19 protein-coding genes and 2 pseudogenes are annotated in these 19,531 nt (G+C 69.9%); 12 read left to right on the top strand and 9 right to left on the bottom strand.

Annotated features, from left to right (window positions below):
• Positions 1–36: 36 nt before the first annotated feature.
• A pseudogene (locus LRX76_RS05055) lies at positions 37–1,359 on the top strand (S41 family peptidase); the annotation flags it as partial.
• A 401-nt stretch (positions 1,360–1,760) separates the two neighbouring features.
• On the opposite strand, the gene LRX76_RS05050 reads toward LRX76_RS05055, so the two are convergent.
• The 3 genes from LRX76_RS05050 to LRX76_RS05040 are packed head-to-tail and all read right to left on the bottom strand — an operon-like array spanning position 1,761 to position 3,814.
• A complete protein-coding gene (locus tag LRX76_RS05050; RefSeq protein ID WP_231802758.1) occupies positions 1,761–2,747 on the bottom strand; it encodes a D-2-hydroxyacid dehydrogenase family protein in 987 nt (328 codons plus the stop codon).
• 6 nt (positions 2,748–2,753) lie between these two features.
• On the bottom strand, positions 2,754–3,074 hold the full coding sequence (locus LRX76_RS05045) for a DUF1820 family protein (RefSeq protein ID WP_231802756.1): 321 nt from the start codon (positions 3,072–3,074) through the stop codon (positions 2,754–2,756).
• Positions 3,075–3,121: 47 nt separating this feature from the next.
• Entirely contained in the window at positions 3,122–3,814 is a 693-nt protein-coding gene (locus LRX76_RS05040) for a rhomboid family intramembrane serine protease (RefSeq protein ID WP_231802754.1), read from the bottom strand.
• Positions 3,815–4,045: 231 nt separating this feature from the next.
• On the opposite strand from LRX76_RS05040, the gene LRX76_RS05035 reads away from it, so the two are divergent.
• The 7 genes from LRX76_RS05035 to LRX76_RS05010 all read left to right on the top strand — a co-directional run bounded on the left by LRX76_RS05035 (position 4,046) and on the right by LRX76_RS05010 (position 10,440).
• Positions 4,046–5,404, top strand: coding sequence for an outer membrane protein transport protein (locus LRX76_RS05035; protein WP_231802752.1), 1,359 nt, complete (start codon positions 4,046–4,048; stop codon positions 5,402–5,404).
• Positions 5,405–5,646: 242 nt separating this feature from the next.
• Positions 5,647–6,135 carry a DUF2244 domain-containing protein gene (locus tag LRX76_RS05030; RefSeq protein ID WP_231802750.1) on the top strand — a complete coding sequence of 163 codons (489 nt, stop codon included), beginning with the start codon at positions 5,647–5,649 and terminating at the stop codon, positions 6,133–6,135.
• Positions 6,136–6,138: 3 nt separating this feature from the next.
• Complete coding sequence (gene coxB / locus LRX76_RS05025; RefSeq protein ID WP_231802748.1) at positions 6,139–7,059, top strand: cytochrome c oxidase subunit II; 921 nt, start codon at positions 6,139–6,141, stop codon at positions 7,057–7,059.
• 56 nt (positions 7,060–7,115) lie between these two features.
• Entirely contained in the window at positions 7,116–8,726 is a 1,611-nt protein-coding gene (ctaD, locus tag LRX76_RS05020; protein ID WP_231802746.1) for a cytochrome c oxidase subunit I, read from the top strand.
• Positions 8,727–8,728: 2 nt separating this feature from the next.
• Positions 8,729–8,863, top strand: coding sequence for a hypothetical protein (locus LRX76_RS18745; RefSeq protein ID WP_269450731.1), 135 nt, complete (start codon positions 8,729–8,731; stop codon positions 8,861–8,863).
• Positions 8,860–9,468 carry a cytochrome c oxidase assembly protein gene (locus LRX76_RS05015; protein ID WP_231802744.1) on the top strand — a complete coding sequence of 203 codons (609 nt, stop codon included), beginning with the start codon at positions 8,860–8,862 and terminating at the stop codon, positions 9,466–9,468. The genes LRX76_RS18745 and LRX76_RS05015 overlap by 4 nt, the downstream gene beginning before the upstream one ends.
• 96 nt (positions 9,469–9,564) lie before the next feature.
• Positions 9,565–10,440 (top strand): cytochrome c oxidase subunit 3, encoded by an 876-nt coding sequence (locus LRX76_RS05010; RefSeq protein ID WP_231802742.1) that lies wholly within the window; start codon positions 9,565–9,567, stop codon positions 10,438–10,440.
• 68 nt (positions 10,441–10,508) lie between these two features.
• On the opposite strand, the gene LRX76_RS05005 is transcribed toward LRX76_RS05010, so the two are convergent.
• Positions 10,509–10,721, bottom strand: a complete 213-nt coding sequence (locus tag LRX76_RS05005) for a twin transmembrane helix small protein (RefSeq protein WP_231803351.1) — start codon at positions 10,719–10,721, stop codon at positions 10,509–10,511.
• Between the two features lie 59 nt (positions 10,722–10,780).
• Here LRX76_RS05005 and LRX76_RS05000 point away from each other — a divergent pair, with 59 nt between their 5' ends.
• From LRX76_RS05000 to cyoE, 4 genes are read left to right on the top strand one after another with little or no spacing between them, the layout of a single operon-like run.
• Entirely contained in the window at positions 10,781–11,503 is a 723-nt protein-coding gene (locus tag LRX76_RS05000; RefSeq protein ID WP_231802740.1) for an SURF1 family protein, read from the top strand.
• A 56-nt stretch (positions 11,504–11,559) separates the two neighbouring features.
• Positions 11,560–12,135 (top strand): hypothetical protein, encoded by a 576-nt coding sequence (locus LRX76_RS04995; protein ID WP_231802739.1) that lies wholly within the window; start codon positions 11,560–11,562, stop codon positions 12,133–12,135.
• A gap of 10 nt (positions 12,136–12,145) precedes the next feature.
• Positions 12,146–13,315, top strand: a complete 1,170-nt coding sequence (locus tag LRX76_RS04990; RefSeq protein WP_231802737.1) for a COX15/CtaA family protein — start codon at positions 12,146–12,148, stop codon at positions 13,313–13,315.
• Positions 13,312–14,196 carry a heme o synthase gene (cyoE, locus tag LRX76_RS04985; RefSeq protein ID WP_231802735.1) on the top strand — a complete coding sequence of 295 codons (885 nt, stop codon included), beginning with the start codon at positions 13,312–13,314 and terminating at the stop codon, positions 14,194–14,196. Before LRX76_RS04990 ends, cyoE begins: the two co-directional genes overlap by 4 nt.
• Before the next feature lie 52 nt (positions 14,197–14,248).
• Here cyoE and LRX76_RS04980 read toward each other — a convergent pair whose 3' ends face one another.
• The 5 genes and pseudogenes from LRX76_RS04980 to rpsU all read right to left on the bottom strand — a co-directional run bounded on the left by LRX76_RS04980 (position 14,249) and on the right by rpsU (position 19,351).
• The gene (locus LRX76_RS04980) at positions 14,249–15,220 is read right to left on the bottom strand and encodes a bile acid:sodium symporter family protein (RefSeq protein WP_231802733.1); all 972 of its coding nucleotides are present in this window, start codon (positions 15,218–15,220) and stop codon (positions 14,249–14,251) included.
• A gap of 160 nt (positions 15,221–15,380) precedes the next feature.
• A complete protein-coding gene (dnaG, locus tag LRX76_RS04975) occupies positions 15,381–17,108 on the bottom strand; it encodes a DNA primase (RefSeq protein WP_231802731.1) in 1,728 nt (575 codons plus the stop codon).
• 379 nt (positions 17,109–17,487) lie between these two features.
• Positions 17,488–18,324, bottom strand: a pseudogene (locus LRX76_RS04970) (YihY/virulence factor BrkB family protein); the annotation flags it as partial.
• 175 nt (positions 18,325–18,499) lie between these two features.
• Positions 18,500–18,946 (bottom strand): GatB/YqeY domain-containing protein, encoded by a 447-nt coding sequence (locus LRX76_RS04965; RefSeq protein WP_231802729.1) that lies wholly within the window; start codon positions 18,944–18,946, stop codon positions 18,500–18,502.
• Between the two features lie 189 nt (positions 18,947–19,135).
• The gene (gene rpsU, locus LRX76_RS04960) at positions 19,136–19,351 is read right to left on the bottom strand and encodes a 30S ribosomal protein S21 (protein WP_002808376.1); all 216 of its coding nucleotides are present in this window, start codon (positions 19,349–19,351) and stop codon (positions 19,136–19,138) included.
• Between the last annotated feature and the right edge of the window lie 180 nt (positions 19,352–19,531).

Here is a 19,531-nt window from a genome sequence, read left to right as displayed (position 1 = left end):
CGGCAGGTGCGGACTTTTTCCCCACCGGAGCACCCCATGCGTGTAGCCCTGTCCGCCGCCTTCCTGCTGCTCGCCTTCGCGCCGCTGCCCGGCTGGTCGCAATCGCAAGCCGCTGTCGACCAGGCCGCGGCCAGCGACGATCCCGATTCCAGCGAGGCGGCCTCGTCCAAGGTGCCGCTGGAGGAGATCCGCCGCTACGTCGCCGTCTACAACGCGGTCAAGCAGGCCTACGTCGATCCGGTGGACGACAGGAAGCTGATGCAGTCGGCCATCCGCGGCCTGCTGCTGGACCTGGACCCGCACAGCACCTACTTCGACAAGGAGGACGCGCAGGCCTTCGACGAGCAGGCCAGCGGTGCCTACGACGGCATCGGCGTGGAACTGCTGCAGCAGCAGGACAACACGCTCAAGGTGGTGTCGCCGATCGACGACACCCCGGCCGCGCGCGCCGGCATCCGTGCCGGCGACGTCATCATCGCCATCGACGGCAAGCCGATCAGCGCGGTGCAGGCGATGGAGCCGCTGCGCGGCGCGCCGGGCAGCAAGGTGGTGCTGACCATCAGCCGCGAAAAGACCGACAAGCCGTTCGACGTCACCCTGACCCGCGAGACCATCCGCGTGGCCAGCGTGCGCAGCCGCATGCTCGAGCCCGGCTACGGCTACGTGCGCATCAGCACTTTCCAGGCCGATACCGGCACCGATTTCCAGGGCAACGTGAAGAAGCTGCAGGCGCAGGCCGGCGGCACGCTGCGCGGGCTGGTGCTGGACCTGCGCAGCAATCCCGGCGGGCTGCTGACCGCGGCCGTGCAGGTGGCCGACGACCTGCTCGACAAGGGCGTCATCGTCAGCACCCGCGGCCGCATCGCGATCAGCGACGCCGAGTTCGACGCCACCCCGGGCGACCTGCTCGCCGGCGCGCCGGTGGTGGTGCTGGTCGACGCCGGCTCGGCCAGCGCCTCGGAGGTGCTGGCCGGCGCACTGCGCGACAACGGCCGCGCCCGCATCGTCGGCAGCCGCACCTTCGGCAAGGGCTCGGTGCAGACCGTGCTGCCGCTGGACAACGGCGACTCGGTCAAGCTGACCACCGCGCGCTACTTCACCCCCAGCGGCAAGTCGATCCAGGCCAGCGGCATCGTGCCCGAGGTCGTGCTCAAGCCCGACGAGGAGGACGGCGACGTCCCCGCCAGCATCGCCGACTACAGCGAGGCCACGCTGCCGGGCCACCTGCATGGCGACGACGAGAATGCGGAAGGGTATTCCGCCGGCGACGTGCTGCCGGGCGATGGCCCGATCAGTGCGGCGCTGGCCGAGCTCAAGCGTCCCGGCACGACCGCGGCGGCGGAGAAGGCCAGGGCGGCTACGCCGAGGCCGAAGCAGTAGGGACGCAGTATTGATCCTGGCTTTCGGTACCCCCGTTGCTTCCTCTTTTGCTGTTTGCGAAAGGATGGGAGGTGGGGAAACGCCCTCATCCGCCCTTCGGGCACCTTCTCCCGCACGCGGGAGAAGCGAGGCGAGCAAGGAAGGGAATCGGCAGGTTGCGGCGAGTCGCTTCTCCCGCGTGCGGGACCATGGTCCCCTTTTCGGGGGAAGGTGGCGCGCAGCGCCGGGTGAGGGCGCCTTTGCCGTGGTTCCATAATCCCATCTGCCCCAAGGCGCCGGCCTGACAAGCAGGATTGGCGGGAGACGGGAAGTGGCGGGCGCGCTGGGAGGCCAGGCATCCGGCCAAGGCCGACAGACCAGGCGCGCAGCAGCTGCGCCTGCTACGAAGACCGCTGCCCCAGCACTTCCGGATTGGCCAGGTTGCACGGCCGGCCTTCGGCGAACGCCAGCACGTTGTCGAAGGCGGTGGAGAAGTACAGCTCGTAGCTGTCCTGCTCGACATAGCCCAGGTGCGGCGTCGCCAGCACCGCGGGATGGCGCAGCAGCGGGGCGTCGGCATCGACGAGCGGCTCGCTTTCGAACACGTCGACCGCCGCCATGCCCGGGCGGCCGGCGTCGAGCGCGGCCAGCAGGGCACCCGGCGCGATCAGCTCGGCGCGGCTGGTGTTGACCAGCAGGGCATCGGGCTTCATCCGCGCCAGGTCCTGCACGCCGATGTCGTGCCGGGTCGTGGCGGCGAGCCGACGGTGCAGGCTGAGCACGTCGCTGCGCTCGAACAGTTCGGCGCGGCTGGCGGCGACGTCGTAGCCATCGGCGCGCGCCTGCGCGCAGGACGCCTCGCCGCCCCACACCAGCACCCGCATGCCGAAGGCGCGGCCGTAGCCGGCGATCATGCGGCCGATCTTGCCGTAGCTCCAGATGCCCAGCGTCTGCCCGTGCAGGCAGTGCCCGAGGCGGGCGTCGCCGACGTCCTGCCAGCGGCCCTGGTGCAGCGACTGCAGGTAGGCGGGCAGCCGGCGGCGTGCCGCCATCACCAGCGCCCAGGTCAGTTCGGCCGGCGCCTGCGGCGAGCCGCTGCCCTCGGCCACGGCGATGCCGTGCCCGCTGCAGGCGGCCAGGTCGAGATGGCCGGAGACCTTGCCGGTCTGGCTGATCAGGCGCAGGTGGGGCAGGCGCTGCAGCAGCGCGGCGTCGATGCGGGTGCGCTCGCGGATCAGCACCAGCGCCTCGGCGTCCTGCAGATCCCGCGCCAGTGCATCGCCTTCGGCGTGGTGGGTCAGCACGCGGACGTCGTGCCCGTGCAGCCGCGAGAAGCAGGGCAGGTGGCGCACCGCGTCCTGGTAGTCGTCTGGAATGATGATTCGCATGGGGTCTCAACGTGGCCGCGAAGGAAGGGGGAAGGGCGTGACGACCTTCTCGCCGGTGGCGGCATCGCGGATCGCGGACTGGCCCTTCTTGTCCACTTCCTCGATGCGCACGATGCTCTGCATCGGCAGGTGCAGGGTCTTGGTGTTGCCGAATTCGTCGCGCAGGCGCTCCTCGGTGGGATCGACCACCATGCCGTCGTGCACGTCGAAGACGAAGTCGCCGACCTCGTTGAAGCCCCACAGGTGGCTGCTGCCGACGCGCCGGGCGTACAGCTCGTAGACCTTGCCGTGGTTGAGGAACGTGACCTTGTAGAGCGGTTTTTCCATGGCGCGATTATAGGGGCGCGGCGGTCCGGGCACGCGGGCCGCGACAATCAGTAGCCCTGCTGGCGGCGCAGCTTGCGCGCGATCTCGGCGTGCACGTACAGCCCGTACGCCACGCCGAACAGGAAGCCGGCGATATGCGCCGACCAGGCGACCATGCCGAATGCCGGGCCGATGTAGGCGAACACCACCTGCAGCAGCGCCCAGATGCCGATCAGCAGCGACGCCGGCGCGCGCACGAATTCCAGGAACAGCCCCAGCGGCAGCACCACCCCCAGCCGCGCCCCCGGGAACAGCGCCAGGTAGGCGCCGATCAGTGCCGACACCGCGCCGCTGGCGCCGATGATCACCCGGTCCGGGGTGCCGATCGCCACGATCGCGGCGAGGTTGGAGATGGCCCCGCCGAGCAGGAACAGCAACAGGAAGCGCCACGGGCCGAGCACGCGCTCGGCCGGCAGGCCGAAGATCAGCAGGAACACCAGGTTGCCGAGCAGGTGCGACCAGTCGGCGTGCAGGAACAGCGCGGTGACCAGCCGCCATACGCTGCCGTCGCGCAGCGCCGCCATCCAGTCCTGCGGATGGCCGACGCCGCTGGACAGGGCGCCCCAGTCCAGCCAAAGGCTGTTGCGTGCCTCGCCCGGCTGGCTGATCGACCACAGGAACGCCAGCCACATCGCCGCGAAGATGAGCGGGGTCGCCCACCGCGGCGGGGTGCGCTTGCGCGAGGGAATGGAGACGAACATCGGGGTAGCTTGCCGCAAATGGGGTGAATAGAATTCACACGCCTGAATGCCCGCCCAATCCTGGCGGGCGTACTCGACCAAGGTCGTTATTGTTCGGTTAACCCCTCCCGATATACTGCGTACGGCGTCGTATGTCGGGAGGGGACTCCGGCGCATGTCCGTGGGCCTGCCAAGGTCCGCGGGCGTGCAGACGCGCCACAGGCACTCAACGCTTACCGGAGAGCAATACACATGCACAACTCACCCCATCTCGTCCGCATCACCGCGGTCGCAACCGGCATCGCCGCAGTGCTGGCCTTCGGCCAGGCCCACGGTGCGGCCTTCCAGCTCAAGGAAAACAGTGCCAAGGGCCTGGGCCGCGCCTTCGCCGGTGCGGCCAGTGCGCCGGACGACGCCGCGATCATCGTCAACAACCCGGCCGGCATGCGCCAGCTCGACGGCCGCCAGTTCCAGGTGGATGTCAGCGCGATCAGCTTCTCGGCCAAGTACCGCGGCGAGGGCGGCAACCACGTCGGCCCGACCGGCCCCGGTACCGGGACGGCCATTTCCGGCGGCAACGGCGGCGACGCCGGCATGATCGCGCCGGTCCCGGCGGCCTATTTCCACCTGCCGTTCGGCGAGAACGACAACATGCACCTGGGCGCTTCGCTGAGCGTGCCGTTCGGCTTCAAGACCGAGTACGACCGCGACTGGGTCGGCCGCTACCACGGCGTCAAGACCGAGCTGCAGGCGGTCGATGTCGGCCTGGCGTTCTCCTACGACGTCAATCCCTACGTGTCGTTCGGCGCCAGCGTGTTCGCCGAGCGCCTGGACGTGGACCTGACCAGCGCCATGGACCTGGGCGCGGCCCTGTACGGCGTGGTGCCGGGCTTCGTCCCGGGCGGCGCCGACGGCTACAACCGCATCAAGGGCAACAACACCGAGGTGGGCTTCACCCTGGGCAGCCTGTTCAGCATCGACGAGAACACCCACATCGGCTTCACCTACCGCTCGGAAGTCGAGCACAAGATCAGCGACGGCACCGCGCGCTTCACCGCCGACGGCACCGCCGGCACCCAGGCGCTGGCGGTACTGCGCACGCAGGGCCTGTTCGTCGATTCCAAGGGCCGCGCCACGATCACCCTGCCGGCCTCGGCCTCGGCCAGCTTCACCCACCGCATCAACGACCAGTGGTCGATCATGGCCGACGTCACCCGCACCGCGTGGAGCAAGTTCGACCGCGTGCTGGTGGACCTGGATTCGGGGCAGCAGCTGCCGCTGGAGTTCCACTACCGCGACACCACGTTCGCCTCGATCGGCGCCGACTACCGCCTGAGCGACACGGTCACCCTGCGCGGCGGCCTGGCCTACGACCAGACCCCGACCACCTCCGCGCATCGCGACGTGCGCGTGCCCGACGCCAGCCGCAAGTGGGTGTCGCTGGGCATGAGCTGGACGCCGTCGGAACGGGCCGAGTACAACTTCGGCTACACCCACCTGTTCACCAGCGATCCGACCATCGACCTGACCTCGGCCTACGGCAGCACGCTGGCCGGCAGCTACGACGTGGTCGGCGACGTGCTGGCGGCCTCGGTGAACTACAAGTTCTGAGGCAGTCCGGCCAACCGCTTGCGACAGGCCCCGCTCCGGCGGGGCCTGTCGTTTGTGCGGCCCGCAGGGACCGGCGCCGGTGCGCGCGCGGCGCCGTCGTGTGATCCCGCCGGCGCATCGCCGCGCTTGCGCGATGCTTGGGTGCACTGCAACAAAAATCCTGATTAATCAGTTGCTTGCCGCATCCTGGCGGCGGGCATACCATCCGTGCAAAGGCTCAGGTCGCCAGTGCGGATGCCGGGATGATCGAAGTGCTTGCGTATTCGCCGCAGGGAACGGGCGCGCAGTTGCGGCTGCGTCCACGGCGCGCGCTGCAGGCGCGGCAGTTCGCCTGGCTGTTCCTGGCGCTGGCCGGGACGATGTGGCTGGTGGCCATGCTCGGCTGGAGCGCCGGCAACGTGTTCGCACCGGTGTTCGCGCTGCTGTACAGCGTGCTGGTGGCATCGGCGCTGCGCTGGCTGTGGTACGAAGGCGAACACGGCGAGGAGATCCGGGTACGGCCGGACCGCGTCGAGGTGGTGCGCGACGGCGCCCGTCCCCCCGCGTTCAGCGCGCATCCGTACTGGGTGCGGCTGCAGGAGCGCGAGGGCCGGGTGCTGCTGGGCTGCAGTGGCCGCCAGGTCGAGGTGGGAAGCTTCCTCGGGCCGGGCGAACGCCGCCAGTTGCTGGATACGTTGAGAAGCTTGCTGGCGGCCGCCGACGGCCGCGACCGACGACACCGAGGGGTCTAGGCAATGACGCAGCATGCAGGGCGGGGCGTGACCGGGATGGCGGCGATGCTGCCGGCACTGGCGTGGGGGATGCCGGCGGCGTGGGCGCAGTCGGCCGATCCCCGGCCGTGGCAGCTCAACATGGGCAAGGGCGTGACCCACACCGCGCGCATGGCCTGGGAGGCGCACATGGTGGCGCTGTGGGTGTGCGTGGCGATCGGCGCGATAGTGTTCGGCGCGATGGCCTATGCGATCTTCAAGTTCCGTCGCTCCAGGGGCGCGGTGGCCGCGCAGTTCAGCCACAACACCCGCGCCGAGATCGTGTGGACGGCGGTGCCGGTGGTGATCCTGGTGGCGATGGCGTGGCCGGCGACCGCCAAGCTGATCGCCATGTACGACACCCGCCAGTCCGAGCTCACGGTCAAGGTCACCGGCTACCAGTGGATGTGGAAGTACGAGTACCTGGGCGAGGACGTGGCCTTCACCAGCCGCCTGGACCGCCGCTCCGACCGCATCCGCCAGGACGGCACGCGGCCGACCCTGGCCAGCGATCCGCACTACCTGCTGGAGGTGGACAACCGCCTGGTGCTGCCGGTGGACACCAAGGTGCGCTTCGTCATCACCGCCGACGACGTGATCCACTCGTGGTGGGTGCCGGCGCTGGGCTGGAAGCAGGACGCCATCCCCGGCATCGTCAACGAGGCCTGGACCAACATCGAGGTGCCCGGCGTCTATCGCGGCCAGTGCGCCGAGCTGTGCGGCAAGGACCACGGCTTCATGCCGATCGTGGTCGAGGCGGTGCCGAAGGAGGAGTTCCGCCGCTGGCTGGCGGCGCGCAAGCCACCGCCGCCGCAACCCGAGCCGGCGCCGGCGCAACCGGAGCCGGCCGCGGCCGACCCGGCGCAGGCGGCCGGCGCCGATGCCGCCTCCGCCATGGCCGACTGACGGCGCTCCGCGCCCGCACGCGTCCCGACCGCAAGATCCGAAGAGGCCCACCCGCGATGTCCTACTCCGCCACCGACCATTCCGATCACCACGGCCACCCGCAGGGCTTCTTCGCGCGCTGGTTCTTCTCCACCAACCACAAGGACATCGGCACGCTGTACCTGCTGTTCTCCTTCGTGATGTTCGTGATCGGCGCGGCGATGAGCGTGGTCATCCGTGCCGAGCTGGCGCAGCCGGGACTGCAGTTCGTCAGGCCCGAGTTCTTCAACCAGATGACCACCGTGCACGCGCTGGTGATGATCTTCGGCGGGGTGATGCCGGCCTTCGTCGGCCTGGCCAACTGGATGATCCCGCTACAGATCGGCGCCCCGGACATGGCGCTGCCGCGGATGAACAACTGGTCGTTCTGGCTGCTGCCGGTGGCCTTCACCATGCTGCTGCTGACGCTGTTCCTGCCCGGCGGCGCGCCGGCCTCGGGCTGGACGCTGTACCCGCCGCTGTCGCTGCAGGGCGGCTACAACGTGGCCTTCAGCGTGTTCGCCATCCATGTCGCCGGCATCAGCTCGATCATGGGCGCGATCAACATCATCGCCACCGTGCTCAACATGCGCGCCCCGGGCATCGACCTGCTGAAGATGCCGATCTTCTGCTGGGCCTGGCTGATCACCGCGTTCCTGCTGATCGCGGTGATGCCGGTGCTGGCCGGCGCGGTGACCATGCTGCTGACCGACAAGTTCTTCGGCACCAGCTTCTTCAACGCCGCCGGCGGCGGCGACCCGGTGATGTACCAGCACATCTTCTGGTTCTTTGGCCACCCGGAGGTGTACATCATGATCCTGCCGGCGTTCGGCGTGGTCAGCGAGATCATCCCCACCTTCAGCCGCAAGCCGCTGTTCGGCTACCAGGCGATGGTCTACGCCACCGCGGCGATCGCCTTCCTCAGCTTCATCGTCTGGGCCCACCACATGTTCACCGTGGGCATGCCGCTGGGCGGGGAGATCTACTTCATGTTCGCCACCATGCTGATCTCGGTGCCGACCGGGGTGAAGGTGTTCAACTGGGTCAGCACCATGTGGAAGGGCTCGCTGACCTTCGAGGCGCCGATGCTGTGGGCGGTGGCGTTCGTGATCCTGTTCACCATCGGCGGTTTCTCCGGGCTGATGCTGGCGATCGTGCCGGCCGACTTCCAGTACCACGACACCTACTTCGTGGTCGCGCACTTCCACTACGTGCTGGTCACCGGCGCGGTGTTCGGGCTGATCGCCGCGGTGTACTACTGGTGGCCTAAGTGGACCGGGCGCATGTACAGCGAGAAGTGGGCGCAGTTCCACTTCTGGTGGACCATGGTGTTCGTCAACCTGCTGTTCTTCCCGCAGCATTTCCTCGGCCTGGCCGGCATGCCGCGGCGCATCCCCGACTACAACGTGGTGTTCGCCGACTGGAACCTGGTCAGCTCGATCGGCGCGTTCGGCATGTTCGTCACCCCGTTCCTGATGGCCGGCATCCTGCTGGCCTCGCTGCGCAGCGGCGCCCCGGCCGGCGCGCGCGCCTGGGAATACGCGCGCGGGCTGGAGTGGACGGTGCCGTCGCCGGCGCCGGCGCATACCTTCACCGTGCCGCCGGTGATCCGCCCGGGCGACCTGGCGCACGGCGACGTGGGGCATTGACGATGGCCCGTGCGCCGCGCCCGTCCACGGAACTGCAGCAGCGCCAGCGCCGCGCCGTGCGCACGGCGTGGATCGTCGGCGCGATCGCGCTGGCGGTGTACGCCGGCTTCATCCTGTCCGGGGTGATCGGGCGATGAGCGGCCCGGCGCGCCCGGCCCGCGGCAGCGGCATCGGCCGGCTGGTCGGCGTGGCGGTGGCGGTGTTCGTGCTGACCTTCTCGCTGGTGCCGCTGTACCGCATCGCCTGCGAGAAGGTGTTCGGCATCCGCCTGGAGCGCGGGCCGGCCGGCACCGCGCAGGCCGCGCCGGCGGCGGGCAGGCGAACGGTGCGGGTGGAGTTCGACGGCGGGGTGAACTCGCGCCTGCCGTGGTCGTTCCATCCGGCCCGGCAGTCGATGGACGTGGTGCCGGGCGAGCTGAACCAGACCGAGTACTACGCCCGCAACGAGGGACCGGACGCGGTGGTCGGCAGCGCGGTGCCGTCGGTGGCGCCGGCGCGCGCCTCGGGCTACTTCAACAAGACCGAGTGCTTCTGCTTCACCGCGCAGACGCTGGAGCCGGGCGAGCAGCGGCCGCTGCCGGTGCGCTTCATCGTCGATCCGAACCTGCCGGCCGACGTGCACGTGCTGACGCTGTCCTACACCTTCTACCGCAACGATGCGCTGACCGCGGAGCTGCCGGTGGCGAAGGCGAATGCTGTTCCCGCAGGGGCGACTTCAGGCGCGATCGGGCTTCGCCGGTAAGGCCCATCGCGACTGAAGTCGCTCCTACGAGTCGCTCCTACAAGCCGCGCCTGCGAGTGGTCCTCGTCGGCGAACAATTCCACAGGAAGCAACGACATGGCCGAACCCACTCCCGATGCCAACGTCTACTACGTCCCGGCCCAGAGCCGCTGGCCGTTCGCCGGCTCGATCGCGATGCTGGTGACGATGGTCGGCGTGGCCAGCTGGCTCAACGACGCGGCCTGGGGCAAGTGGACCTTCCTCGTCGGCGTGGCGATGCTGGTGGCGACCCTGTTCATGTGGTTCGGCGACGTCGTGCGCGAGTCGGTGGCCGGGCGCTACAACCGCCAGGTGGACGGCTCGTTCCGGATGGGGATGGTGTGGTTCATCTTCTCGGAGGTGATGTTCTTCGGCGCCTTCTTCGGCGCGCTGTTCTACACCCGTACCCTCGGCCTGCCGTGGCTGGGCGGCGCCGGCGACGGCGCGATGACCAACGAGCTGCTGTGGCAGGGCTACTCGGCGGCCTGGCCGACCAACGGGCCCGGCGCCATCGGCGGCCCGTTCCAGACCATCCCGGCGTGGGGGCTGCCGCTGTTCAACACGCTGATCCTGCTCAGCTCCGGCGTCACCCTCACCATCGCCCACCACGCGCTCAAGGCCGGGCGCCGCGGCGCGCTGCTGGCATGGCTGGCGGTCACCGTGGTGCTGGGCGTGGCGTTCCTGCTGCTGCAGGGCGAGGAGTACCTGCACGCCTACCGCGAGCTCAACCTGACCCTGGGCTCGGGCATCTACGGCTCCACCTTCTTCATGCTCACCGGCTTCCACGGCGCGCACGTGCTGCTGGGCACGATCATGCTGGCGGTGATGTGGGCGCGCGCGGCCAAGGGGCACTTCACCCGCGACAACCATTTCGCCTTCGAGGCGGCGGCCTGGTACTGGCACTTCGTCGACGTGGTGTGGCTGGCGCTGTTCCTGTTCGTGTATGTGCTTTGAGGCGGGGATTCGGGATTGGCAAGAGCGGGGCCCACGAATCCCGAATTCCCAATCCCGAATCCCGCGCCTCAAACCCCATGCGGCCTGATCGCGCCGGTCCAGATGCCGATGATCACCAGCACGATCAGCGCCACCGAGAGCGCGATGCGGCGGGTGAGGGCGTTGACGGTACGCTTGCTCTGGCCGCGGTCCACCAGCAGGTAGTACAGCCCGGCGCCGAGGTTCCAGACGATGACGATCAGGAACGCCACCACCAGCAGGGTCTTGAGCGAATCGTTCAACATGCGGGCGTGCCGATGAGGGTGACGCGTGCATTGCAGCCGTTCCGGCGGCATTTGTCATGACGCGGCAGCACACGCGGCGGCTGGGCTGGGTTCTGGCGGTTGCCGCCGTCGTGGCGTTCTGCCTGCTCGGGCGCTGGCAGCTGCAGCGCATGCACTACAAGCAGTCGCTGCTGGTGCAGGCGACGCAGGCGCGCGACCGGCCCTGGGCGCTGGCCGATGCCCTGCAGGCGCCGCCCGCGCTGCGCTGGGTGGAGGGCGAGGGCGCGTTCCTGCCGCAGGTGCTGCTGCTGGACAACCAGTTGCATGCCGGCCAGGCCGGCATCCGCGTCTACCAGCCGTTCCGGGCCGGGGGCGGGGCGTCGCCGGTGCTGGTGGACCTGGGCTGGCTGCCGCTGCCGGGCGACCGGCGCATGCCGGTACTGCAGCCGTTGCAGGGCCGGTTCCAGCTGCGCGGGCTGCTTGCGCCGCCGCCTTCGCCGGGGCTGGCGCTGGGGCCGCCGTTGGCGGCGACCGCGGTGCCGGGGCGCTGGCTGGCCAGCCGCATCGACATGGCGGCCACGGCCGGCGCGCTGGGTTATGCGTTGTCGCCGCAGGTGCTGCGGCTGGACCCGGCGCTGCCGATCGGCCACGTCCGCGACTTGGATCCGCTGCCCAACATGCTGCCGCCCGCCCGCCACCTGGGCTACGCGGTGCAGTGGTTCGCGTTGGCACTGGCGGTGCTGGTGCTGGCGCTGGTGCTGGAATGGCGCCGCCGGCGGGTGCCTCGGGCGGTGCCGTGATTGCCGCAGGTGCGACAAGCGGGCGCTGATCGCCGGAGCATGAGAAAATCGTGCCCATGACTTCCTCCGTGCCGGCCCCGGGGCATCCGTCCCGACGTGGACGCCTGATGCTGATCGCCCTGTTCGCGCTGTTCTTCGGCTCGATGCTGGTGGCCGGCGCGCTGCGTTTTTCCGGCTGGCAGCCCTCCGGGCACCGCAACCACGGCGAGCTGCTGTCGCCGCCGGCCGACCTGCGCATGCTGGCGCCACGACTGGCCGATGGTGGCGCCTACGCCTGGGAGCCGGCGGCGCGCATCTGGCGCATCGCGCTGGCGCCCTCGCCGGACTGCGCCGCCGATTGCCGGGCCCTGGCCGGCGACCTGGACAAGGTCCGGCAACTGCTGGGCCACCGCGCCGACCACGTGCACCTGTTGTGGATCGGCACGCCGCCGGCGGACCTGGCGGCGCTGCCGGCGCTGCACGCGCTGCAGCCCGATCCCGCGCTGCTGGCCGTACTGCCGCGCGCCGCCGATCCCGCCGGCACGCCGGTGTACGTGATCGATCCGAACGGCTTCGTGATCCTGCGCTATGCCCCCGGCTTCGACCCGGCCGGGCTGCGCGCGGACCTGGCGAAGCTGCTGAAACTGAAGTGAGCCTCCCCCGATGACCCTGCTCGCACGGCCGGCGCTGTTCCGGCATTTCCACCGCATGGCCTGGCTGGCGGTGCTGGCCACCGCCGGCACCATCGTGTTCGGCTCGTTCGTGCGCCTGTCCGATGCCGGCCTGAGCTGCCCGGACTGGCCCACCTGCTACGGCCGCATCGCCTGGCCGCAGGCGCCGCACGAGGTGCTCGACCACGCCGCCACGCAGATCCGCCCGCTGGAGACGCACAAGGCCTGGCGCGAGCAGGTGCACCGCTTCCTGGCCGGCTTCCTGAGCCTGGAGATCCTGATGCTGGCGGTGCTGTCGGCGCGCCGGCGCAGGTTGGGGGTGACCCAGGTGGTCGGCGCGCTGGTGCTGGTGGCGCTGGGCATCCCGCTGTACATGCGCGGCGAGCACGTGCTGGCCAGCGTGCTGGCGCTGGGCGGGGAGGCGATCCTGCTGCTGGCCGCGCTGCGCTGGTCCAACAGCGACCTGTCGCGGGTGGGCGCGCTGGCGCTGGCGATGATCGTGTTCCAGGCGCTGCTGGGCATGTGGACGGTGACCTGGCTGCTCAAGCCCATCGTGGTGATGGGCCACCTGCTCGGCGGCATGGTCACCTTCTCCTTGCTGGTGTGGATGGCCTGGCGCGCCACCCACCTGCCGATCGTGATGGCCGATGCCGCGCGCTGGAAGTGGCTGCTGCGGCTGGGCCTGGCGCTGCTCGGCCTGCAGATCGCGCTCGGCGGCTGGGTCAGCGCCAACTACGCCGCGCTGGCCTGCGGCGGCGGCAGCTGGTCGGCCGACAACTTCCCCAGGTGCGTGAGCCGCTGGTGGCCGCCGCACGACTTCCGCGAGGGCTTCACCCTGTGGCGCGGCATCGGCGTGGACTACGAGGGCGGCGTGCTCGACGGCGCGGCGCGCATCGCCATCCAGATGGGGCACCGCATGATGGCCGTGGTGGCGGTGGCCTACCTGCTGTGGCTGGCGCTGCGGTTGGGACGGCAGCCGGGCATGCGCGGCTGGGCCGCCGGGCTGGTGCTGCTGCTGGTGGTGCAGGTCGCGCTGGGCATCCTCAACGTCAAGCTGGCGCTGCCACTGGAGGTCTCGGTGCTGCACAACGCCGGCGCGGTGGCGCTGCTGTTCGTGCTGGTGTCGCTGCTGGCGCGCATGCGCGCCCCGGAGCCGGCATGAGCGCCACCGCCCGCGACTACTGGGACCTCACCAAGCCCAAGGTGGTGGCACTGATCGTGTTCACCTCGCTGGTGGGGATGTGCCTGGCCATCCCCGGCCTGCCCGATGCCGAGCAGGTGCGCGCCGGGCTGCTCGGTTTCGTCGGCATCTGGCTGTCGGCCGCCGGCGCGGCGGCGATCAACCAGCTGCTCGATGCCAAGATCGACGCGCAGATGGCGCGCACCTCGTGGCGGCCGCTGGTGGTGGGCAAGGTCAGGCCGTGGCAGGTGCTGGTGTTCGCCAGCGTGCTGACGGCACTGTCGATGGCGATCCTGGTGCTGTGGGTGAACGTGATCACCGCAGTGCTGACCTTCGGCTCGCTGATCGGCTACGCGGTGATCTACACGGTCTACCTCAAGCGCGCCACGCCGCAGAACATCGTCATCGGCGGGCTGGCCGGCGCCACCCCGCCGCTGCTGGGCTGGGCGGCGATCACCGGCATGCGCGGCGAATGGGACTGGGCCTACGCCTCGCTGCTGGTGCTGATCATCTTCGTGTGGACGCCGCCGCACTTCTGGGCGCTGGCGATCTTCCGCCGCGCCGACTACGCCAAGGCCTCGATCCCGATGCTGCCGGTGACCCACGGCGTGGAGTACACGCGCCGGCAGATCCTGCTGTACACGGTGATGCTCGCCGTGGTGACGCTGCTGCCGGTGGCGGTGGGCATGTGCGGGATGTTCTACCTGGGCGGCGCGCTGGTGCTGGACGCGGTGTTCCTGTGGTACGCCTGGCGCATGCTCGACCCGCCGGACGAGTTCTTCCCGATGCGCATGTTCGGCTACTCGATCGTCTACCTGATGGCGCTGTTCGCGTTCCTGCTGGTGGACCACTGGCTGCCTTAGCGCCCGGCCGGGTCGCTGCGCAGGCGGATCGGTGCCGCGGATGCGGCCGGGCTCACCTCCGCTCGCGCGCGTAGCGCTGGGCGACGAAGGCGCAGACGATCAGCTGGATCTGGTGGTAGAGCATGATCGGCAGCACGATCGCGCCGAGGCTGCCGCCGGCGAACATCACCTTGGCCATCGGCACGCCGGTGGCCAGGCTCTTCTTCGAGCCGCAGAACACGATGGCGATCTCGTCGGCGCGATTGAAGCCGAACCGGCGTGCGATGAAGGTGATCAGGCCCATCGCCAGCGCCAGCAGCACCGCCGCGGCCACCGCCACGCCCAGCAGCGCCGGCAGCGGCGTGTCGCGCCACAGGCCCTCGATCACCGAGGCGCTGAAGGCGGTGTAGACCACCAGCAGGATGGTGCCCTGGTCGGTGTAGCGCAGCACCGGCCGGTGCCGCTCGACCCAGGCGCCGATCCACGGCCGCAGGAAATGTCCGGCCAGGAACGGCACCAGCAGCTGCAGCAGGATCTTGCCGATCGCCACCAGCGGGTCGGCCATTGCGCCCTGGGTGCCGACCAGCAGGCCCATCAGCAGCGGCGTCAGGAACACCCCCAGCAGGCTCGACAGCGAGGCCGCGCACACCGCCGCCGGCACGTTGCCGCCGGCCATCGAGGTGAAGGCGATCGAGGACTGCACGGTGGACGGCAGCGCGCACAGGAACAGCAGGCCGACGAACAGCTGCGGCGTCAGCAGCGCGTGCGCCAGCGGCTTGAACAGCAGCCCCAGCAGCGGGAACAGCACGAAGGTGCACGCCAGGATGACCAGGTGCAGGCGCCAGTGCAGCATGCCGGCCTTGACCGCCTCGCGCGAGAGCCGTGCCCCGTGCAGGAAGAACAGCGCGGCGATGGCCACGTCGGTGACCACGTCCATCACCCCGGCGGCGGTGCCGGAGACCGGCAGCAGCGAGGCCAGTACCACGGTGGCAAGCAGGGCCAGGGTGAAGGGATCGATATGCAGGCGCTGGAACAGGTTCTTCATCGGTGATGGCGTTCGGGGTGGGGACGTAGGACGTAGCAGCGACTTCAGTCGCGATGGGGCTCCGCCGGTGGAGCCCCATCGCGACTGAAGTCGCTCCTGCCGGGTGCTCCTACCATATTGCATCCTCTCATCGCGCCGGAGCCCAGGGCTGCACGGCGCTTCAATGCATCGCCGCGCGCGCGCGCAGCAGCTCGCGCAGTTCGTACTTGTCCATCTCGTCCAGGCCGCGCTCGCGCTGCTTGGCCTGCAGTTCCTCCAGCCGCTGCTGCAGCAGCTGCCTTTCCAGCTGGATGGCGGCGTCCTGCAGCTCGGCGGTCCAGATGGTCTCGTCGCCCGGCAGCTCCAGCGCCGCCAGCTTGTGCAGCGCGGCCTGCTCCTCGCGCTCGGCGAAGTGCTCCAGCAGCGCGCCGGTGCTGATGTCCGGGCGCTGGCGCACCAGCTCGATCAGCTCGACCAGCAGCTCGATGCCGGGCAGCCGCAGCCCGGCGAAGCGGGCATGGCCCTCCATCGCCAGCGCCAGCGCCGGCTTCTGCAGGATCAGCGTGATCGCGCTGCGCACCAGGCTGCGGCGCTGCACCGGCGCCGCGCCGCGCGGCCCGGGACGCGGCGCGGCGGGCGCCGCCGCCGCGCCGCCGACCCCGGTCATGCGCGCCAGTTCCTGCCTCATCAGGTCGCCGAAGGCGCCGTCCGGGATCTGCGCCAGCATCGGCCGTGCGCGCTCGGCCAGCCGCGCGCGGCCGTCGAGCGTGGCCAGGTTGACCTCGCGCGCCAGTTCGTCGAAGAAGAACCGCGACAGCGGCGTGGCCTGCTTGAGCCGGGCGTCGAACGCCTCCTTGCCCTCCTTGCGCACGATGGTGTCCGGGTCCTCGCCGTCGGGCAGGAACAGGAAGAACGCCTGGCGGCCGTCCTTCATCCGCGGCAGCACCGATTCCAGCGCGCGCCAGCCGGCCTTGCGCCCGGCGTTGTCGCCGTCGAAGCAGAAGTACACGTCGGGGGCGTTGCGGAACAGCAGCTCGGCATGGTCCGGCGTGGTCGCCGTGCCCAGCGTGGCCACCGCCTGGGTGACGCCGAACTGGAACAGGCTGACCACGTCCATGTAGCCCTCGACCACGATCAGTCGCTCGATCTTCTGGTTGGCCTGGCGCACCTGCCACAGCCCGTACAGCTCGCGGCCCTTGTGGAACAGCGCGGTCTCGGGCGAGTTGAGGTACTTGGGGCCGTCGTCCTTGGCCAGCACGCGGCCGCCGAAGGCGATCACCCGGCCGCGGCGGTCGAGGATCGGGAACATCACCCGGTCGCGGAACTTGTCGTAGACGTGGCCGCGCTCGTTCTTGGAGAACAGCCCGGCGCGGTCGAGCAGCTTCATCCGCCGCTCGTCCTTGCCCAGCGCGTCCTTCAGCGCGCTGTAGCCGTCCGGGGCGTAGCCGATGCCGAACTGGGCGATGGTCGCCGCGTCGACGCCGCGCTCGCCCAGGTAGCTGCGGGCCTTGTCGCTGCCTTCCAGGTGCTTCTGGAAGAACTTAGAGGCCGCGTCCAGCGCCGAGTACAGGTCGCGGCTGTCGTCCTGCTGCTGCGCGCTGCGCGGCTGCGCCTCGCGCGGCACCTCCATGCCGGCGTGCTTGGCCAGTTCGTCGACCGCGTCGAGGAACTCGAGGCGGTCGTAGTTCATCAGGAAGCTGATCGCGGTGCCGTGCGCGCCGCAGCCGAAGCAGTGGTAGAACTGCTTGGTCGGCGAGACCGTGAACGAGGCCGAACGCTCGTCGTGGAACGGGCAGCGCGCCGCGTACTCCTTGCCCTGGCGCTTGAGCGGCACGCGGGTGCCGATCACCTCGACGATGTCGGTGCGGGCGAGCAGGTCGTCGATGAAGGCGTCCGGGATCCTGGCCATCTTCAGCGTCCCCCGCGTCGCCGGTGGGAGCGGCAACAGGTGGCCGGCGGCATGCGGCGCACGCCGGCACGGCCTGCCGCGCCGCAGCCGGGCATGGCTGTGGCGTGGTCGTCGGTGAGAGCGTGAGGAAGGCGTGCCATGGCAGACCGATAGGATGCCATGGCCGTCAAGCGCCGGCCTGCCTGGCAGGAGCGAACCGCAGGGGCAAACCGTGGGCGACCCGTAGGAGCGACTTCAGTCGCGAGAGGCCTTACCGGTAGAGCCCGTTCGCGACTGAAGTCGCTCCTACGGGCCGCGCCTACACTGGGTCGGGGGGATTGCCCGTGCCGCCGTCCGGCTCCGGCGTTGCGGCCGGCGCGGGCCGGCGCCGCGCCTCGGCCCGTTCGTCGATCACCGCGGTGATCAGCGCGCCGGCGAAGAACACCAGGATCGCGTAGTACAGCCAGATCAGCAGCAGTACCAGCGCGCCCATCGAGCCGTAGGCGCTGCCCGGGGCGGCCTGCGCCAGGTACAGGCCGATCAGGTAGCGGCCCAGCGCGAACAGCAGCGCGGTGATGACGCCGCCGAGGATGGCCTGGCGCCATTCCACCCGGCGATCGGGCAGGTAGTGGTAGAGGAAGGCGAACGCGGCCGCATACAGCAGCAGGGTGGTGACGTAGCCGATCGCCGGCAGCACCGAGGGCAGGCGGGCGAAGGCGACCTGCAGCGCAGTGGTCGCCAGCATCGAGATGATCAGCAGGAAGCCCAGCGCCAGCACCACGCCCATCGAGAACACGCGCTTCTTCAGCCAGGCCACGGCACCGTTCAGGTGCAGGCGGTCGGAACGGAAGATCAGGTTGAGCGCCCCCTGCAGTTGGGCGAACACCACGGTCGCGCCGACGAACAGCAGCAGCGTGCTCCACAGCCCGGCCAGCGAACCGACGCTGGGCTGGTCGGTGGCGTTGCGGATCACGGTATCGGCCACCGCCGCGGCGTTCTCGCCGGCCATCTGCCCGATCTGGTCGATCAGCGACTGCTGCGCCGGCGGGTACAGCGAGGCGGTGAGCCACAGCAGCAGCACCAGCAGCGGCGCCATCGACAGCAGCGCGTAGAACGCCAGCGAGGCCGCCTGGGTCATCAGGTCGATCTCGACGAAGCGCTGCACCAGCGCCACCGGCAGGCTGCGCTGGATACGCTCGCTGAGATGCTGCATGCGGGGTGACAGGCGTGGGGCCATGCGGAGCCGGAAGTGTCGGAAGCCAGGGGGTGTTCTAGCAGGAATCGTCCGAAGACCGCATGAAAGGCCGCTGATGGCGCTGGATTCGGGATTGGGGATTCGGGATTCGGGAAAAGCGGAGGAGCAAGGCTTCTGCCAATCCCGAATCCCCAATCCCGAATCCCGCCCCCCCCCTTCAGCCCGCCAGCGCCTTCTTCACCAGCGCCGAGACCTGGCCCATGTCGGCCTTGCCGGCCAGCTTGGGCTTCAGGGCGCCCATCAGCTTGCCCATGTCGGCCGGGCCGCTGGCGCCGGTCTGGGCGATGGCGGCCTGGACCGCGGCCGCGATCTCGGCCTCGCCCATCTTGGCCGGCAGGTAGCGCTCGATCACCACGATCTCCTCGCGCTCGACCGAGGCCAGGTCCTCGCGGCTGGCGGCCTCGTACTGGGTCACCGAGTCCTTGCGCTGCTTGACCATCTTGTCGAGCACCGCGATCACCGCCGCGTCGTCCAGCTCGATGCGCTCGTCCACTTCCTTCTGCTTGATCGCCGCGTTGATCAGCCGGATCACGCCCAGGCTGTGCTTGTCGCCGCCCTTCATCGCGGCCTTCATGTCGTCGGTCAGCTGCTGCTTGAGGCTCATGGCTTCACCTTTCATGGCTTGTCGGAGGGACCGGCCGGGGCCGGATTCCGGGGGAGAGGGGGATGCGCGGGCGCGCCGCACCCTGTCGGCGGCCAACGCAAAAAGCCGGCAACGCTTGCGCGTGCCGGCCTTTCGTAAGCGTCCGGCCGGCGCCGCGGGGCGGCTGCCGGCGGGAAACCCGCGGATGAATCAGTACAGGCGCTGGCGCTTGGTGACGTCGCGCGAGCTGCGGCGCAGCTGGCGCTTCACCGCGGCGGCGGCCTTGCGCTTGCGCTCCTGGGTCGGCTTCTCGTAGAACTCGCGCTTGCGGGTTTCGGCCAGCACGCCGGCCTTTTCGCAGGTGCGCTTGAAACGACGGAGCGCAAACTCGAAGGGCTCGTTTTCGCGGACTTTGACGCTGGGCATGGAATCTCCGGGAATTTGGCAGTCGGGCCACGGGTGGCCAGGCTGGTGCGAAGGGACTCGCATAACAGGATGCCGGGCCGGGCCCGGTGAGCCGCGTATTATAGCGACTCGAACGGCGGCTGCAAGCGGCCGGGACACGCCGCGGGCTTGTGCCGGCCCGATTCGGGTCCACAATGATGC

It is taken from the genome of Stenotrophomonas sp. MMGLT7 (genome assembly GCF_021168555.1).
Taxonomy (GTDB): Bacteria; Pseudomonadota; Gammaproteobacteria; order Xanthomonadales; family Xanthomonadaceae; genus MMGLT7.
The sequence above is the reverse complement of the archived record's forward strand: the minus strand, read 5'-3'. Positions and strand labels throughout refer to the sequence as shown.

Coding starts and splice junctions, on each gene's coding strand:
- LRX76_RS04990 (WP_231802737.1), top strand. CDS start 12,146: ATGACCCTGCTCGCACGGCCGGCGCTGTTCCGGCATTTCCACCGCATG.
- LRX76_RS05000 (WP_231802740.1), top strand. CDS start 10,781: ATGACGCGGCAGCACACGCGGCGGCTGGGCTGGGTTCTGGCGGTTGCC.
- LRX76_RS04965 (WP_231802729.1), bottom strand. CDS start 18,946: ATGAGCCTCAAGCAGCAGCTGACCGACGACATGAAGGCCGCGATGAAG.
- dnaG (WP_231802731.1), bottom strand. CDS start 17,108: ATGGCCAGGATCCCGGACGCCTTCATCGACGACCTGCTCGCCCGCACC.
- LRX76_RS05030 (WP_231802750.1), top strand. CDS start 5,647: ATGATCGAAGTGCTTGCGTATTCGCCGCAGGGAACGGGCGCGCAGTTG.
- rpsU (WP_002808376.1), bottom strand. CDS start 19,351: ATGCCCAGCGTCAAAGTCCGCGAAAACGAGCCCTTCGAGTTTGCGCTC.
- LRX76_RS05050 (WP_231802758.1), bottom strand. CDS start 2,747: ATGCGAATCATCATTCCAGACGACTACCAGGACGCGGTGCGCCACCTG.
- LRX76_RS04980 (WP_231802733.1), bottom strand. CDS start 15,220: ATGAAGAACCTGTTCCAGCGCCTGCATATCGATCCCTTCACCCTGGCC.
- ctaD (WP_231802746.1), top strand. CDS start 7,116: ATGTCCTACTCCGCCACCGACCATTCCGATCACCACGGCCACCCGCAG.
- LRX76_RS05035 (WP_231802752.1), top strand. CDS start 4,046: ATGCACAACTCACCCCATCTCGTCCGCATCACCGCGGTCGCAACCGGC.
- LRX76_RS05040 (WP_231802754.1), bottom strand. CDS start 3,814: ATGTTCGTCTCCATTCCCTCGCGCAAGCGCACCCCGCCGCGGTGGGCG.
- coxB (WP_231802748.1), top strand. CDS start 6,139: ATGACGCAGCATGCAGGGCGGGGCGTGACCGGGATGGCGGCGATGCTG.
- LRX76_RS05045 (WP_231802756.1), bottom strand. CDS start 3,074: ATGGAAAAACCGCTCTACAAGGTCACGTTCCTCAACCACGGCAAGGTC.
- LRX76_RS18745 (WP_269450731.1), top strand. CDS start 8,729: ATGGCCCGTGCGCCGCGCCCGTCCACGGAACTGCAGCAGCGCCAGCGC.
- LRX76_RS05010 (WP_231802742.1), top strand. CDS start 9,565: ATGGCCGAACCCACTCCCGATGCCAACGTCTACTACGTCCCGGCCCAG.
- LRX76_RS05015 (WP_231802744.1), top strand. CDS start 8,860: ATGAGCGGCCCGGCGCGCCCGGCCCGCGGCAGCGGCATCGGCCGGCTG.
- cyoE (WP_231802735.1), top strand. CDS start 13,312: ATGAGCGCCACCGCCCGCGACTACTGGGACCTCACCAAGCCCAAGGTG.
- LRX76_RS04995 (WP_231802739.1), top strand. CDS start 11,560: ATGACTTCCTCCGTGCCGGCCCCGGGGCATCCGTCCCGACGTGGACGC.